The sequence below is a fragment of the Martelella mediterranea DSM 17316 genome (assembly GCF_002043005.1).
GTDB classification, from domain to species: Bacteria; Pseudomonadota; Alphaproteobacteria; order Rhizobiales; family Rhizobiaceae; genus Martelella; species Martelella mediterranea.
In genome coordinates this window covers 1,463,302-1,477,411 of sequence record NZ_CP020330.1, presented here as the reverse complement: position 1 = coordinate 1,477,411, position 14,110 = coordinate 1,463,302, and the positions used below count along the sequence as shown (strand labels likewise).

General features: G+C 58.4%; 14 protein-coding genes and 1 tRNA gene. 9 read left to right on the top strand and 6 right to left on the bottom strand.

Translation table 11 applies throughout. The features are described 5' to 3' along the window. Nucleotides 1-3 precede the first annotated feature (3 nt). Together Mame_RS06820 and Mame_RS06815 are read right to left on the bottom strand one after the other, a co-directional pair. The gene (locus Mame_RS06820; RefSeq protein ID WP_018064970.1) at nt 4-897 is read right to left on the bottom strand and encodes an MBL fold metallo-hydrolase; all 894 of its coding nucleotides are present in this window, start codon (nt 895-897) and stop codon (nt 4-6) included. 134 nt (nt 898-1,031) lie between these two features. After that, the gene (locus Mame_RS06815) at nt 1,032-2,771 is read right to left on the bottom strand and encodes a sugar phosphorylase (RefSeq protein ID WP_026173504.1); all 1,740 of its coding nucleotides are present in this window, start codon (nt 2,769-2,771) and stop codon (nt 1,032-1,034) included. On the opposite strand from Mame_RS06815, the gene Mame_RS26585 reads away from it, so the two are divergent. From Mame_RS26585 to Mame_RS06805, 3 genes are all read left to right on the top strand, one after another. Next, entirely contained in the window at nt 2,740-3,057 is a 318-nt protein-coding gene (locus Mame_RS26585; RefSeq protein ID WP_155122044.1) for a hypothetical protein, read from the top strand. The two genes, Mame_RS06815 and Mame_RS26585, sit on opposite strands and share 32 nt — an antisense overlap. A 195-nt stretch (nt 3,058-3,252) precedes the next feature. Then, the gene (locus Mame_RS06810) at nt 3,253-3,585 is read left to right on the top strand and encodes an ArsR/SmtB family transcription factor (RefSeq protein ID WP_018064968.1); all 333 of its coding nucleotides are present in this window, start codon (nt 3,253-3,255) and stop codon (nt 3,583-3,585) included. Between the two features lie 146 nt (nt 3,586-3,731). Further along, nucleotides 3,732-3,807: transfer RNA gene (locus Mame_RS06805), tRNA-Phe, on the top strand. A gap of 55 nt (nt 3,808-3,862) precedes the next feature. Here the strand turns inward: Mame_RS06805 and Mame_RS06800 are convergent. Together Mame_RS06800 and Mame_RS27245 are read right to left on the bottom strand one after the other, a co-directional pair. Next, nucleotides 3,863-4,951 carry a site-specific integrase gene (locus Mame_RS06800; RefSeq protein ID WP_033410219.1) on the bottom strand — a complete coding sequence of 363 codons (1,089 nt, stop codon included), beginning with the start codon at nt 4,949-4,951 and terminating at the stop codon, nt 3,863-3,865. 16 nt (nt 4,952-4,967) lie between these two features. Next, nucleotides 4,968-5,222 (bottom strand): helix-turn-helix transcriptional regulator, encoded by a 255-nt coding sequence (locus Mame_RS27245; RefSeq protein WP_079920989.1) that lies wholly within the window; start codon nt 5,220-5,222, stop codon nt 4,968-4,970. Nucleotides 5,223-5,405: 183 nt separating this feature from the next. Here Mame_RS27245 and Mame_RS06790 point away from each other — a divergent pair, with 183 nt between their 5' ends. Continuing rightward, a complete protein-coding gene (locus Mame_RS06790; protein WP_018064966.1) occupies nt 5,406-6,341 on the top strand; it encodes a MarR family winged helix-turn-helix transcriptional regulator in 936 nt (311 codons plus the stop codon). Nucleotides 6,342-6,487: 146 nt separating this feature from the next. On the opposite strand, the gene Mame_RS06785 is transcribed toward Mame_RS06790, so the two are convergent. Beyond that, nucleotides 6,488-6,745, bottom strand: coding sequence for a helix-turn-helix domain-containing protein (locus Mame_RS06785; RefSeq protein WP_018064965.1), 258 nt, complete (start codon nt 6,743-6,745; stop codon nt 6,488-6,490). 78 nt (nt 6,746-6,823) lie between these two features. Between Mame_RS06785 and Mame_RS06780 the strand changes: the two genes are divergently transcribed. Continuing rightward, a complete protein-coding gene (locus Mame_RS06780) occupies nt 6,824-8,671 on the top strand; it encodes a hypothetical protein (RefSeq protein WP_018064964.1) in 1,848 nt (615 codons plus the stop codon). Nucleotides 8,672-8,736: 65 nt separating this feature from the next. Beyond that, on the top strand, nt 8,737-9,354 hold the full coding sequence (locus tag Mame_RS06775) for a hypothetical protein (RefSeq protein WP_018064963.1): 618 nt from the start codon (nt 8,737-8,739) through the stop codon (nt 9,352-9,354). Nucleotides 9,355-9,441: 87 nt separating this feature from the next. Here the strand turns inward: Mame_RS06775 and Mame_RS26580 are convergent, their stop codons facing one another. Next, on the bottom strand, nt 9,442-9,597 hold the full coding sequence (locus Mame_RS26580) for a hypothetical protein (RefSeq protein ID WP_155122043.1): 156 nt from the start codon (nt 9,595-9,597) through the stop codon (nt 9,442-9,444). A 233-nt stretch (nt 9,598-9,830) separates the two neighbouring features. On the opposite strand from Mame_RS26580, the gene Mame_RS06770 reads away from it, so the two are divergent. The 3 genes from Mame_RS06770 to Mame_RS06755 all read left to right on the top strand — a co-directional run bounded on the left by Mame_RS06770 (nt 9,831) and on the right by Mame_RS06755 (nt 13,905). Further along, the gene (locus tag Mame_RS06770; protein WP_155122042.1) at nt 9,831-10,238 is read left to right on the top strand and encodes a hypothetical protein; all 408 of its coding nucleotides are present in this window, start codon (nt 9,831-9,833) and stop codon (nt 10,236-10,238) included. 175 nt (nt 10,239-10,413) lie between these two features. After that, a complete protein-coding gene (locus Mame_RS26575; RefSeq protein ID WP_155122041.1) occupies nt 10,414-11,451 on the top strand; it encodes a GIY-YIG nuclease family protein in 1,038 nt (345 codons plus the stop codon). A gap of 294 nt (nt 11,452-11,745) precedes the next feature. After that, nucleotides 11,746-13,905 carry an AAA family ATPase gene (locus Mame_RS06755; RefSeq protein WP_162141086.1) on the top strand — a complete coding sequence of 720 codons (2,160 nt, stop codon included), beginning with the start codon at nt 11,746-11,748 and terminating at the stop codon, nt 13,903-13,905. Nucleotides 13,906-14,110: the final 205 nt, after the last annotated feature.

Genomic DNA, 14,110 nt, shown 5'->3' with positions numbered 1-14,110 from the left:
ATATCAAAGGGCGTTGATCGGCAGTTTCAACATCGGCCGGCCATCCTGGTCCTTCGGTATCTCCCCGGCGCGCATGTTGACCTGCAGCGAGGGCAGGATCAGCCGGGGCATGGAAAGCGTGGCGTCGCGCGCCTCGCGCATCTTCACGAATTCATCCTCGCTGATGCCGTCCCTGAGATGGATGTTGTGCGCGCGCTCCGAATCGACCGTGGTTTCCCAGGCTATATCGCGGCCATTCGGCCCGTAGTCATGGCAGATGAACAAACGGGTTTCCGGCGGCAACGCAAGAACGCGCTTGATGGAGCGATAGAGCGTGCGGGCATCGCCGCCGGGAAAATCGGCGCGCGCCGAGCCGCCATCGGGCATGAACAGCGTATCGCCGACGAAGGCGGCATCGCCGATCACATGGGTCATGCAGGCCGGCGTGTGGCCGGGCGTATGCATGACATGGGCGGTCATCGTGCCGATCTGGTAGCTGTCGCCGTCGCCGAACAGCCGGTCGAACTGGGAGCCGTCGCGCTGGAACGCGGTGCCCTCGTTGAAAATCTTGCCGAACGTATCCTGCACGATCGTGATGTTTTCGCCAATGCCGAGCTTGCCGCCGAGTTGTTCCTGAATATAGGGCGCGCCGGAAAGATGGTCGGCATGAACATGGGTCTCGATGATCCATTCCAGCCGCCAGCCATTGCCGCGGATCACCTCGATCAGCCGGTCCGCGCTTTCAAAGCTGATGCGGCCGGCGGCCTGGTCGAAATCCATGACGCTGTCGATAACCGCGCAGGCATCGGAAGCGGGGTCCTTGACGATGTAGGAGATCGTATTGGTCGCGGGATCGAAAAAACCATGGACCTCGGGCTTCAGCGCCGGGTCGGGCGTAAAGGGAAGTGTTGTGTTCATGACGTCACCCTGATGGAATGATTTTCCAAAAGAGATGCCATTTGTAGAAGCCGAATTCAAGACGCAGAATTGTCGCACACCACCTGTCACGCGCCGGTGTCGCGAAAACCGGCCTTCGTGCCTCGCCTGTCGCTCTATGCCCGGTTCGATATCCAGCGGCACTGATAGGGCGCAAAGGAGATCTTGTTGCCGCCGGCGGTGATCTGCTCGCCGGTGATCAGATCCGTCCAGTTCTCGCCGCCGATCAGATTGAGCGACATGGCCGGAATTTCCAGCGCCTCGTCGGTGACATTGTTGATCGCGAACACGCTTTGCGACCGATCGACGCTCTGTCGCCAGAAGCCGAAGAGCTTTTCGCCGAGATGAAGCGTGAACTGCGTCGCATTGGGATGAAAGGCGGATTGCCGCGTGCGAATGCCGATCAGCCGGCACATTTCGTTGAACACCCTGGCATGCTGCGTCTCGTCGCCAAGTGCTTGCTGCAGCTTTTCGTAATTCCAGCGATGGCGATTGATGGCGCGGTTGTGACCGGATTTCTCCACACCTTCGGCATCGTTGCTCGTCGCCAGCAGCGAATGGATGTAGAAGGCCGGTATGCCTTCCAGCGCCATGGCGATCGTCTGGCTGCAGAGGAAACGGGGGATGTTGTGCTCGTCCTCGCCCTTCACCGTGCCCTTCAGCGCATCGAACAGCGACACGTTCATCTCGTAGGGCCGCATCGAGCCATCGGAAAGCTGACGCATCGAGACGCGGCCGCCAAACTGCTGGATGGTTTCGACCATGCCGGTGATCGCCTCCTCCGACAGCAGGCTTTCGGCCGGGCGCAAGCCGATGCCGTCATGCGACGCGGTGAAGTTGAAATAGGCGCAGCCCATCTGCGCCGGCGGCATCGCCATCTGCCAGGCATTCAGAAACTGCGATGTCCCGTTCAAAAGCGCATGCACGATCAGCGGCGGCAGCGAGAAATTGTAGATCATGTGCGCTTCGTTGCGATTGCCGAAATAGCTGAGGTTTTCGACATTCGGCACATTGGTCTCGGTGATGAGAACAACGCTTTCCTCGCTGAAATCGGCAAGCACCCGCATCAGCCGGATGATCTCGTGTGTCTCGGGCAGGTGGATGCAGGAGGTGCCGACCTCCTTCCACATGAAGGCGCAGGCATCGAGCCTGACCGTGCGCACGCCGCGATTGATGTGGAAGCGCATGATGCGCAGGAATTCCAGCAGCACTTCCGGATTCGAGAAGTCGAAATCCACCTGGTCGTGGCTGAAGGTGCACCAGACATATTTGTCGCCATCGGCGGTCTCGACCTTGCGCAGCAGCGGATGGGCGCGCGGACGCACCACATCGGAAAGATCGTCCTCCGGCGAGGCAGTGAAGAAGAAATCCTTGTAGGGCGCGTGACCCATGCGGAATTCGTTGAACCAGGCGCTCTGGCTGGAGCAATGGTTCAGCACCAGATCCGACATCAGGCGGAATTCGCGGCTGATGCGCTCGATATCCTCCCAGCCGCCAAGGCCGCTGTCGACCACCCGGTAATCGGTGATCGCGAAGCCATCGTCCGAGGTGTAGGGAAAATAGGGCAGGATGTGCACGCCCTTGATCACACCCTTCAGGTTCTCGGTCAGGAAATCCTGCAGCAGCGAAAGCGGCTTGTGCTCGCCATCGATGATCGAATTGCCATAGGTGATGACATAGGTGTTGTCCGCGCTCCACATATTGTTGCCGGCGGTGCGGCCGCGTTTGCGCGGCACAACGCCGTCGCTCCAGAAGGCCTCAAGCACCTGCCGCGTCAGCGCGCGGGAATCATGATCCGGATAGATATTCTCAAGATGGAGCCTGATGCTTTCCCGCAACCGGCGGGTGATAACCATAGGCTTTGGCGGCGTCTCGGAAATTGTCGTCATTCTTACCTGCTTTCCCCTTGATGCCAAGGTTATCACGTCGCATCCGATTGGCAATTGTGAATTGCACCGCAATATGAACGTCGCCATTTGTTGCGCCGCAGCAGAAGCAATACCCGGCGGTTTGGGAGTGAGCAGCCCGATCTTCCCTAAATCCGGGTTGCATGCGCTGGCGCTTGAGAAATCGCCGGTGCGTTTTCATTCCGATGCCGTCATGAGACATTCAGCCTGCGCGAATCCCACGCGGCGCGGATGAATTCTCGCACCACAAAAAATACAGTTGACAGCGCTAACAATCGAACACAAAACAACCGCCAATAGAAGCGCAAAAAATCCGCTTCCAACTGGATTTTTACCAGTTATCCGCTAAATTAGAAGCTCAGAAAGCAAAACAAATAAAGTAAAATCATTCTCTAAATTAGATTTTACTTAAATAAAATGGGTCAACATCATGAGTCATAACGGCGTCGTCATTCGCCTCAACCGATCGACGGAAGCAGACGCAAAGCTTCACGGCGCGGCTGAACTCCTGTCCGCGCTCGCCTTCGACCACCGGCTTGCCATTGCAAGGGCGCTTCAATCCGGTTCCAGAACGCTGATTGAACTCAGCCACGCCACCGGCCTGGCTTTCAAGCCGCTGATCTCAACGATCGCGAAGCTTCTGCAGTCCGGCCTGATCGTCATGCGGCGGCGGAACAATGAAACGGTCTATGAACTCGGCAATCCGCGGCTTGGAGAGGTTGTCCGCCTGGCGGATCGCATCGTCGGGCGAAATCCGAGCTGATGGCGCCGGCCAGTTTCGCAGCGCCGCTTTCGCGTGTTAAAATTCTTGGAAATTCCGCTTTTTGCCGCTGGACTTGAAAAAACAAGATGCTATAAACGCGCTCACTCAAGGGCGCCTGCCGCCCTGCTCTCGCCCCTCGGGCGATGGCCCAGATAGCTCAGTTGGTAGAGCAGCGGATTGAAAATCCGCGTGTCCGTGGTTCGAATCCGCGTCTGGGCACCATTTTTATAAAAAAGTGTATGTTTTTCAGGCGGTTAAACCTTGGTTTTGTCCCACCTTAATTGTCTTTGCGAAAAAGTGGGACACTTTTGTCCTTGCTGTGTTCTCCCGAAATGCGCTTGAGGGCGCTCTCAGCCCGCGTTTTCTGACTCGCTGCCCGGGTGTATCTCGTCACCTCTTTGGAGGTCGTATGGCCGGTAATGGCCATGATTTCGAATTCCGTGCAACCGAGTTCGGCCAAGCGTGCAGCCGCTGCCTTGCGCAGGCCGTGAACCGAACAGTTTTCGAGCCCAGCTTCTTCGACCCATTTGTGGAACCGGTTTCCGAAACCGTTCGAGGTAAATGGCTTGCCAAAGCTCGTAACGAGAAATGTCAAGTCGCCGGTCGGGGATGCGTCAAGGATGTGCTGGAGCGCTGGAATAATCGGAAGCTCCATATGAACCGGCTTCCGCTTTCGATTTTTGTGCTGCGTGAAGACAAGCCACCCATCTCTAACATGCTGTCGGCCGAGCGCGACCAGGTCAGCGCGCCTCTGCCCTGTGTAAAGAGCAAGCGCGAGCGCAAGCCTCGCTTTCGTGCCGACCGGGTGCTGTTTCTCGAATCTCTCGATTTCAGCGAGCGTCCAGCTATGAAAACCTTCGGCACTGCCGGATAGATACTCAATTTTTTCGGCTGGGTTCGCATCATGCAGGTCATATCGAACAGCATATTTATATAGCTGCCGAAGCGCTTTCACCATGCCGTTCGCTGCTTCGGGACGATCAACCATTTCATCCCGGCGTTTACGGATATGACGTGGCATCATCATCTTGAAGGGCTTGTCGCCATCGCCGTTGTTCTGGCAGAAGCGTTCAAGAATGCCTCGGCGAACTCGCTGTGTTCGCGGATCCAGTTCCTGAAACATAGCTGATTTGTAGTATTGAACACAAAGCCACCGAAGGCTTTGGGGTTTGATCTGGTTTGCACCCAGAACTGTGTTGAGGGTCGTTGCAGGCGCAGCGACGACTGCCTTGTTGTAATCTTCAAGGAATTCCGGCGAACCTAATGGTCCTCTGAGCCTTGTCTTCCGACCGTGGCGTCGATAATAGATCCGAACGTTTCCATGTCTGTCGATGTCTTCAACCACATATCTTAGCTTCACTTTCATGCCGGCTCCCCGAAGGTTAGGTGTCCCAAGGATTCTGGTCGCATCCGCCATCACTGGGTAGTTCCTCAAACGCATAATCCAGTGCGCGAACATCCCATACCTTTCGGCTGTCGATTCTCTTTGGCTTGGGCATTCTGCCGTCAGCAACCATTTCATCGAACTTCGTGGCGCTAACCCCGACGTAACGAGCGGCTAGCACACGTGAGAGACCGCGCTGCGTAGGGGACAACGCTGTTGATGTACTGCTTCGAAAATGTTCGACATTTGGCACAATCGGATCCTGACAAGAACCATGAGTATAGCGCTTTGGTGATTCCGCTTCTTCGCGGTTACCGAATTGCTTGGCAATCACCAGTTCAACAACGACCTCTTCATTTACAAGTCGTCAGGCCTTTACGACCTGATGACATTTATATGCAGGAAATAAAGATGTCGTCAAGTCATATATGTCTGATTGACGAATTTACCTAAAGGCATTAAACTGAAAGAAATCTCAAGCCCTCAATGGGGAGGACGTGCTTTCTTCTTTTTCTTTTCCGCATTCCTGTCTCCCGATTTTGAAAGTGACGAGTTCCGGCGCTACTGTGAAGCCTGTTACCGAGTGCGCGCATTCAAGCCGACTTTGACCCTGAGTGGGCTTCACTCGGTTCTGGCCGTCGCAGCCAATGACGCGCCGATCTCCTATGGCGAGCTCGCTGAGGTGGTCGGGCTAAGCTACAGCACGACCTCAATTCAAGCTGCGATACTGTCAGATGGACGAGGAAGCCAGCCTGGTCTGAAACTTTTGAAACGCGTGCCTGGCCGCAACAGACGGGAGAAATGCCTAGTGGTCTCCAGAACAGGCCGCGCGGTGGCGAAGCTGTTTTGCGGCGTACAGTCCACGGCAGCGGTACAGCAACCGTCCGGAGGCGTCAAAATACCGGGAGAAACCTACAGAAGACTGCAAGAAACCGTCATCCCGGCATTGAACGTTGCGCTGCAAGTGGCGCCGGATATCAACCTGACGACATATAGCGTCTTGCTGTTTATCGCCCAGAATAGCGAGCGCTTCGGGCACTTTGGAGATCCGTCGTCACACATCGCAAAAGAGCTGGGTATCTCAAACCTTCCCCGAAATTTGGCGAAGCTGTCTGACGGGTCATCAGGACGTCATGGGTTGGCTTTGGTCGAACTCAGGAAAAGTCCTGCAGACCGTCGGGTTACACATCCGTCTCTTTCGAAAAAGGGTCTGGATGTAGTAGCGAATACTGCGGCTCGTTTGCTTGAGAAAGCGCCCAGCCCGGTTCGTCAGCCCAAAGGTGAAAAGCTACTTGAGGCGGGGTCCCCCGAAGATGTTGCCGGGTTTGATGATGAGGATTTTGATATTATCGAAATCAACAAACTCGAATGAAGTGGCGACCATAGCTGATGCATAGAACTAAGCCTAAGCCGATCGACAGCGACTATTCGATCGTCTGATATCGCGAACGCCCGGGATGTTGGCCTTGTTCGCATCCTGAGGTTTGCGATCAAAACCGGGAAGCAGGCGCCGTCACTTCACCTGCTGCTGGTTGACTGAAGCTGCTCAATGACCGACCTCGGATCGAACTCCAGGATCTCCGCCAGTTCGATCAGCTCAACGACGTCAATCCGGCGCTGGCCGCTCTCCAGGCGCGCGACGAAGGATTGGTACTCACCAAGCCGCCGCGCAAGGTCTGTTTGCGTCATCCCGGCCCTTTCCCTGGCTGCAACAAGCAATTCGACGAGTACCTTGTGACGTGGCGTCCCTAATGTCTTGACCACAGCCTGCCCCACCTGTTTCGAGATGGGTTCTTCACTTATATCTGAAAATCAGTTATCTTAAATTCAGATATTCTTCAGGTATGGTGCTCGATGAAAACTCCCCGCAACTTCATTCCTTCCTCTCTCGTCGCTTCTCAAGAATGCACGGCCAGGTCGCGAGACATTCGTAACGGAACCCATCATGCATCCTGCAGATTTGTCGGATCGGGACGTCTCAGGGCGCTCCTCCTCATCGGCACGCTTTTCCTGTCAGCAGCAACGGCCTCCGCAGAAACCATCGAATTCCCCGAAGACGATTTCTGGCGGGCTCTGACGCAGTCGCTTGCCGGTGACGGGCCGGATTTCGAGGCGCTGGCGAAGCGGACGCCGGAATACAGGGCTGCGGATGAATTCTCCCGGGATGCGGTTCTGGCGGAGCAGGTGGCGCGGCTAGAGGCGCGGCATTCGCGGGTCGGCCCCGAGACGGAGGTGGTGATCCAGGCGTCCGTCAGGCTTGGAGATTATGACGCGGCGCGCGGCGGATTTCCGGTAAGCCTGTTTGCGCCGGGCACCTATCTGCGGGTCGGGGGCGGACTGCGGTTCTCCAACGGCAGCGACTATGCGATCCTGCCGGCAACGTCGGAGGAAGGCCGCGCCATCCGGGAACGGGAGGCATCATCTTCCCTGAACTCGGCGATCCTGCGCGCGGGCAACTTCCGTCGCGATCCGGGGCATGCCAACGGGCTGCTCGCCACGCTCTACCAGTTCGACTATGTCGACGGCGATGGCGGCATTATTGCCAGCATGGCCCATGCCCCGCAAACGCCGGCGCTCGATGGTGAGGCGGCCGAGGCGCTGGTTCAGAAAACCCAGGCAGACATTCTTGCCGCGGCATCCCTGCCGCCGATCGGATCGGACTGGAGTTCTGTCCGGCATGCGTTGACGGCCGGTTACGGTTTCGCGGTGAGCGATAGCGGCGCCTATGACGATGGCCGGTTCCGTATGGTCGGTGGCCGGATCGAAGAGGAGGATCTGGACGAAGCTGCAGAATTCCGGGTCGGCTTTGGCAATGATGGCGATATGGTCGCCGGGATATTCGCCAATCAGGATTTCATGGCGCGGGCGCGTCTGCCTCTCGGCGAGATCGACACCAATCCGACAGGAAGGGGGCTTGACTGCGGCACACCGCATCTCGCCGATGCCTGCGGAGTTCTCATCTTCGACAGGATCGAGGGTGACTGGAAACTGACGCGGGCTGAAGGCGTTGTCGACCTGCCTGGGGCAGATCATGTCGCCGCCATCGAGGCGATGTTCGGCGACAATGTCGATGCCTTTCTGCGCTCGGATGTCGAGATTGCCTATCATCCGGAATGGCTGCGGGGCGATACGGGCGGGCAGCATTTCTCGTCCGGACACGCAGTCGCGGCGCGCTACATCCTCGGCGACGACATGGGTGGATCGCCGGAATATATCCGCCCGACCGATCCCTGGCAGGGCGGCACCATCAACCATGAGATCACGCTTTATGCCGTCGATGGCGCCGAGGACCGTACGCCGCTGATCTTCACGCTTGCACCGCGGGACTTGACAGTCCCAACTCGTGCTTCTGCAGACCTTGCCGGCCACCGCATCCTGCCCGGCGATATGGCTGACCTGACGGCATACGAGATCTTTGAGGACAACCGGTTCCTCCCGGCAATCAAGGCTGTCATCGGCAATGCCGATATCGAAGCGCTGCAGCGGGCATCGGCAGTCAGCGCCGGCGGTTTCGAAAAGAATGGTGGCTGGTATGTCCATGGCGGATGCCGGGCGCATGTCTGCAGCAGCGAATTCACATCCGTCGCGGTGCAGGCATCCGACGGATCGGTGGTGATCGTTCATTCGGTGGATGGCACGCCGCATGTCTATGGCGCCGATGCCGACAGCCTCCCTCCGGTCTTTGCCCGGCACGGGCTTTGACCTCTCACTTCATTCCGGTTTCCATACTCGGTCGGCCCGCTGCCGGCATCTGCAAGGAGTCTCCCATGACAAACGCGGCAACGTTCGATCGCGGTTTCCAGGTCGAGGAGCAAGGCGAAGGCCTTCTCATCACCGGCACGGGCGCCGGGCTGTCGATCGGGCGAATGATCCTGCTGTTCTGCCCGCTTTTGTTCCTGGCAATGCCCACCGCCTTCTATCTGGTGAACGGCCCGCTCGGCTTCCTGCCGGAGAGCGCCGGCTATCCGTTGGGTGTGTTCATCAACGTTGCGGTCCTGTGGGGGATCAACAGACTGAAAAGTGCGCGATTCGCATTCCGGCTGCTGCCATCCGGATTGCAGCGGGAGGGCAAACTCTATCCCTACCAGGAGATCGGCGAGGTGTTCATCGACAATCCACACATGAAGGGGCAGACATTCGCATCGGGCGGCATTGTGCCGGGCTTCGTCGTGGCGGGCAGCGGGCCTGCCGGCATGACCGCCGCACTGTCAATGGTGACGGCCGCCGACACGACCTCCCGGATCATCGGGCTTGGCGCGCGCATGGGGGCGTCGATCAACTACCGGATCAACATGCGTCACGGAAACCGGATCGTCAGGCTGGCGACGTCGCTCGACGAGAATACCGCCCTGTCGTTGTTCGGGTTTCTGACGCAGGATGCTTGAGCATCCGGTTCATTCCATAGAGATGTAGAATGCGATTGCATCATAGGCCGCGCAAGCTCTTCGCGGTCCTACATTCCGGCAGCCCCCTCATGAGCCTTTGAAATACTGCTCGAGTATTCGCCGAACCATTTCAGGCCGAGTGGGAATATCCGCTTCATTGCGGCGGCGGTCATCAATCTTTTTCAAGAGCGCCTGCGATAGTCGCAGCGTCATAACAGCATTGTCTTTTCTGGGTGGCGCCATAAAACTCTCACTTATTGATGTTGACATCATTAAGTCGTTATGTCATAAAGCGCGGACGCTGGCAAGGGCTGCAACCCACTGCCAACGTCCTAACCACTAAACCTGTATGAGAGGTTCAAATGGCTAATAAAGCTCGTAGCACGCCGGCTTCGGCGAATGAAGATGCATGCGCTCGGGGCGCATCACCAATCACCCGGCTTTTCCCCAAGCTTCTTGAGCATATGAGCGCGGTCGTGAAGGCCGAAAGCGCGATCGAGGGTAAAGCCGTTTTCGATCCGGCATTTGCAGCATGGCTGCATGGTGCCGAAGCTGCCGGCGATACGCTCTCCGATACCGTCCGCGAGATGATCGCTCTTCCGGCCACCCATCCTTCAGATGAGATGCCACAGACACTCGCTTTCATTCTCGATGATCTCATGGGGGCAGAGACGATGGCCGAGCGCTATATCGCCCGCGGCAATGCTCTGCGATATGCTGGGGAGCTCGTCTTTTGTGGCCCCCATCGCGCCGCCTCCGAGATGGCGCTGGCGAGGCACGGCCGGGACGTACTGTCCAGGCTGCTTCAGCTTGAGCTCTACCGCCTGCAGCCCGACAGTCTGCAGGGCAGTACCGACCTTCCGGAACAGCCGACGCTGAACTGAGCGCACCGCCGGGCGAAACCGCACTCGGACTGCTGATGCGTTAGCGGCAGCCGTTCCGAGATCCTCCTTCGCCCCTTTCCGAATAAATGACCCGGACTTTCCGGATACACCGCGCCGTCAACGATGTGTTTGACGCGGAGTGTCGAGTCATACCTATTCAAAAGGAGGACATCTTATGTCCGAGAAAAACAGCGGCGGCCGTCTGCCACGCAAACATAAACAACCCTATGTTCCGCATCGGTCACGTCATGTGCCGGCATCGGCCTGGACCACTTATAACGACGAAATCCCGCAGGCTTGGCAAATCGCCGCCATCGAAAAAGGCTTCATTATTACCCGCCGCGTGCGGGACCGCTATCATGTCGCGCTGGAGTGCATGACCTGCGGTGCCGAGACGTTTCAGAAAGCGTACGTCGTTCGAACGGCCCGCCCGCAATGTGCCGCCTGCCTTGACCATCGCCACCAAACGGAGGCTGCCGCCTGCGGCTACACGCTGCTCGGCCGGGATGATACGAACCATAAATACGGATCCTACAGATTGCCGTGCGGTCATGTTGTCTCATTGCAGTTCGGACGCGTTTCGCGTCTGGCTCGCGACGGACGCGTCCCCGGCCGCCCCGGTTACCGCTGCCCGGAATGCCACACGGCAAAGATTGCCGGATTGGCAACAAAACGGGGTTGGACGCTCGTCGGCCCGGATTCGGAGGGAAATGCAGATTACCGCGTGTTTCGGCACCAGGAGGGATGTGGCCACGAGCAACGCATTGCGGTCGCAAACATGGAGACAGGCCGTTTCGGCTGCGCTCGATGCGGAGAGGTATGGTCAGCGGCGCCCAGCAGCATCTATGTCATGGAATTCGTTGTTCCGGACAAGGGCACCTACATCAAATTGGGCTACTCGAAAAACCCGGAATCCAGGCTTCATTGGCAGCTCGGGCTTTCGAAGAAGATCTCGTCCCGGATCCTCCACCAACTGGCGATGCCGACCGGGCATCAGGCGCAGAAGCTCGAGAAGAAGCTCCATAACACGGTCCGCCATCGTTTTCCGGATTCCGTTGTTCCGACAGCAGAGCTTTCCGGCTGGATCAATGTCGTCTCGGAAATCTACCGGCCGGCGATCTTGCCGGACATCCTGACGTTGCTGGAGACGATCGCAGCAAAGATCCGATCCACTGCCGAAAACCGGAAGCCGAATTCCGGAAAGCAGAACTGATCCGGAATAGATTTTCATTCAATCACCCGGAAATGCTCCATTCCGGAACAGGTAACCGGAAGTTTCCCTGAATCCGGATTGCCGCTTCGGAATGGCTGATTTCCGGATTCGCCGCCCGCAAGCCATTCCGGATCAAGTCCAGCCGCATTCCGGATTCGCCGGCAAGGCAATCCGGAATGCATATGAGCAATCCTCGGTTCCCTGAAGCGGACTTTCCGGATGATTGCCCGCGCGTTCCGGATTGGCAGCGTTCCGGATTGGAAGCGTCCCGCCCAAAGCCTCAAGAGGTATATCATGACCGCATGGATCACCTATGCCGAAACTCTCATTGCCAGAATGCGAGTGTCACCTGAATTCGACGGACTTCACGGCGCATCATCCGGAAAGCATCGCCGCAAACGGCAATACCACGACAGATGGGATGAGAGCGCTCTCGACATTCCGGACGATACGGAAGCGCCCTCCACCGAGGCACCGGACCTGCCGCAACGGGCGGTGTCGCTGGCGCTGCGCCTTGCCAGAACCTGGGAGAGCGAGAATGCGTTCGGGGACAGGGTCCTGGTGCCCCGGGCGCTCACCTGCATGAGCGGCATGCGCCCCGGCGAGATCAGCATGATCAAGCGGATCATGACAACAGTCATGATGCCGGCAGGTCGCCTTGCGGCATCTGATCCCGCATTCCTGAAACAGGCGGAGAACGGCTTCCTGCTACTGGCACCGGCAACCGATGGCGACAGCATTTCGGCGCGCCATGCGGTCCGTGATCTCGAGGAGGAAATTCGCCATGCGCTCGATCTTGCATATCCGACCCTGGTCCTGATGCCCGACCAGATCCGTCTCAGCCCGGACCTCCAGGCGGCCTTGCCTGCTCCTGTTCGTCTTGCGAGCCTGGACAGGGACATCATGAGTGCTCATTTCCGGCATCGCTATCCGGACTGTATCAACGGACAAGCCGATCCGGCGCTGCAGCTGCCGGACAATATCGGTGAAGCGCCCTTTGCCGTCATCAGCGCTGCATTGCGCGAGGCAACCGCTGCCGAAGCCCTCGCGCGATTAAAAGGCGTCGCTCGTTCTGACCGGAAGGCCGGTCCGACGCTCAACGACATCTCCGGCCATGCGCCGGCGCTTGCGGCGGCCCGGATGATGGTTGACGACCTGAAACGCTGGCAGGAAGGACAGATTGCCTGGGACACCATGACCCGGTCCGTGCTTTTTTATGGTCCACCGGGAACGGGAAAAAGTTATGTGGCGCGCGCCATGGGAAACTCGGCCGACATTGCGTTCATCCAGGCGAGCGTCTCCCGGTGGCAAGCGTGCGGTCACCTCGGAGACCTTCTTGCGGCCATGCGGGCTACATTTGCCGACGCCCGCGCCCGGGCGCCCTGTATCCTGTTTCTCGACGAGATCGACAGCGCGGGAAGCCGGTTCGACGACGATAGCCACGCGCGCTCCTACCGTCGACAGGTGGTCAATGGAATTTTGGAAGAGATCGACATTGTCCTGCGGTGCGAGGGTGTCATCCTTGTTGGCGCCTGCAACGACCCGGGCGCGATGGACCCGGCACTGTTGCGGGCCGGACGTTTCGACCTGAAGATCGAGATGCCACGGCCAGATCGTGATGGAATCCTCTCCATGCTGCGCCAGAAGCTCGAGCACGACGGCCTGGGCGCTACGGATCTGGATGCGCTGGCGCGCAGAAGCGCCGGAATGACGGCAGCCGACATCGATGCCGGGGTGCGTCAGGCACGAACTCTGGCGCGCGCCGCAAATCGCGCGCTCTCGCTTGCCGATCTGGAGCGTGTGTTTCCGTCCCCGGCATCGCAGGACCCGGAACACGACTGGCGTATCGCCGTGCATGAAGCCGGCCATGCTATTGTCACGCAGGCGCTGGAAATGGGAACCGTCCAGCGCGTGGCACTGGTGGGCGGTGGCGGCGTGAGCGTCATCGACCGCATGCCGACCCAGGGGCGGATCTGCGATATCAAAAGCGCTCTGACCTGTCTGATGGCCGGCCGTGCGGCAGAAATGCTGATCCTCGGCAATATCTCTTCGGGCGCCGGAGGACCGGTCGGCTCCGATCTCGAGCAGGCGACAGCTCTGGCCCTCCGGATCGACACCAATTTTGGTATCGGCGAACACGGACCAACCTGGCTCGGCGATATCGCGACCGTCTCCTTGCGCGAGCCCGATCAGCGCCATCGCGTTCGAGCCCGCCTGGAGCAGGCGGAGCAACACGCCTCCGCTATCCTTGCGGCTGATCAGGAGATCCTGACCCAGATGGCGCGTAACCTGGTCCATGAACGTGAGCTGACAGGTGGCCCGCTCCAAAAGCTCCTGAGTGATGTCATCGTAAAGTCGAAGGCTTCGGCGCCACCCCAAGACGCATCAAGGGCGGATGAAGATGACACGAAAAAGGGAGCTGACATGCCCATCCAGGAAAAGACATCCTGCTGAAACCAGGTTTCTCTTCTTCAGGGAATGAAGGCGGCATCCGTTTTGTCACGCCCTGGCGACGCTGTCGTCGCCAGGGCGTTATGGCAATGCCGCAGCAGCATGCGGTCCACGCATGCTGCTTCCAGCCAGTACTCCGCTTCGCGGCGAGGCAAGGGGCTGGAATGTTCCGCCAGAGGCGGAACCAATCCATCAGGAAAGCAAAATA

Excerpts from the sequence above, each read along its gene's own strand:
- Mame_RS06820 (WP_018064970.1), bottom strand. The coding sequence starts at position 897 with ATGAACACAACACTTCCCTTTACGCCCGACCCGGCGCTGAAGCCCGAG.
- Mame_RS26585 (WP_155122044.1), top strand. The coding sequence starts at position 2,740 with ATGCTTTCCCGCAACCGGCGGGTGATAACCATAGGCTTTGGCGGCGTC.
- Mame_RS06815 (WP_026173504.1), bottom strand. The coding sequence starts at position 2,771 with ATGGTTATCACCCGCCGGTTGCGGGAAAGCATCAGGCTCCATCTTGAG.
- Mame_RS06810 (WP_018064968.1), top strand. The coding sequence starts at position 3,253 with ATGAGTCATAACGGCGTCGTCATTCGCCTCAACCGATCGACGGAAGCA.
- Mame_RS06800 (WP_033410219.1), bottom strand. The coding sequence starts at position 4,951 with ATGAAAGTGAAGCTAAGATATGTGGTTGAAGACATCGACAGACATGGA.
- Mame_RS06780 (WP_018064964.1), top strand. The coding sequence starts at position 6,824 with ATGAAAACTCCCCGCAACTTCATTCCTTCCTCTCTCGTCGCTTCTCAA.
- Mame_RS06775 (WP_018064963.1), top strand. The coding sequence starts at position 8,737 with ATGACAAACGCGGCAACGTTCGATCGCGGTTTCCAGGTCGAGGAGCAA.
- Mame_RS26580 (WP_155122043.1), bottom strand. The coding sequence starts at position 9,597 with ATGGCGCCACCCAGAAAAGACAATGCTGTTATGACGCTGCGACTATCG.
- Mame_RS26575 (WP_155122041.1), top strand. The coding sequence starts at position 10,414 with ATGTCCGAGAAAAACAGCGGCGGCCGTCTGCCACGCAAACATAAACAA.
- Mame_RS06755 (WP_162141086.1), top strand. The coding sequence starts at position 11,746 with ATGACCGCATGGATCACCTATGCCGAAACTCTCATTGCCAGAATGCGA.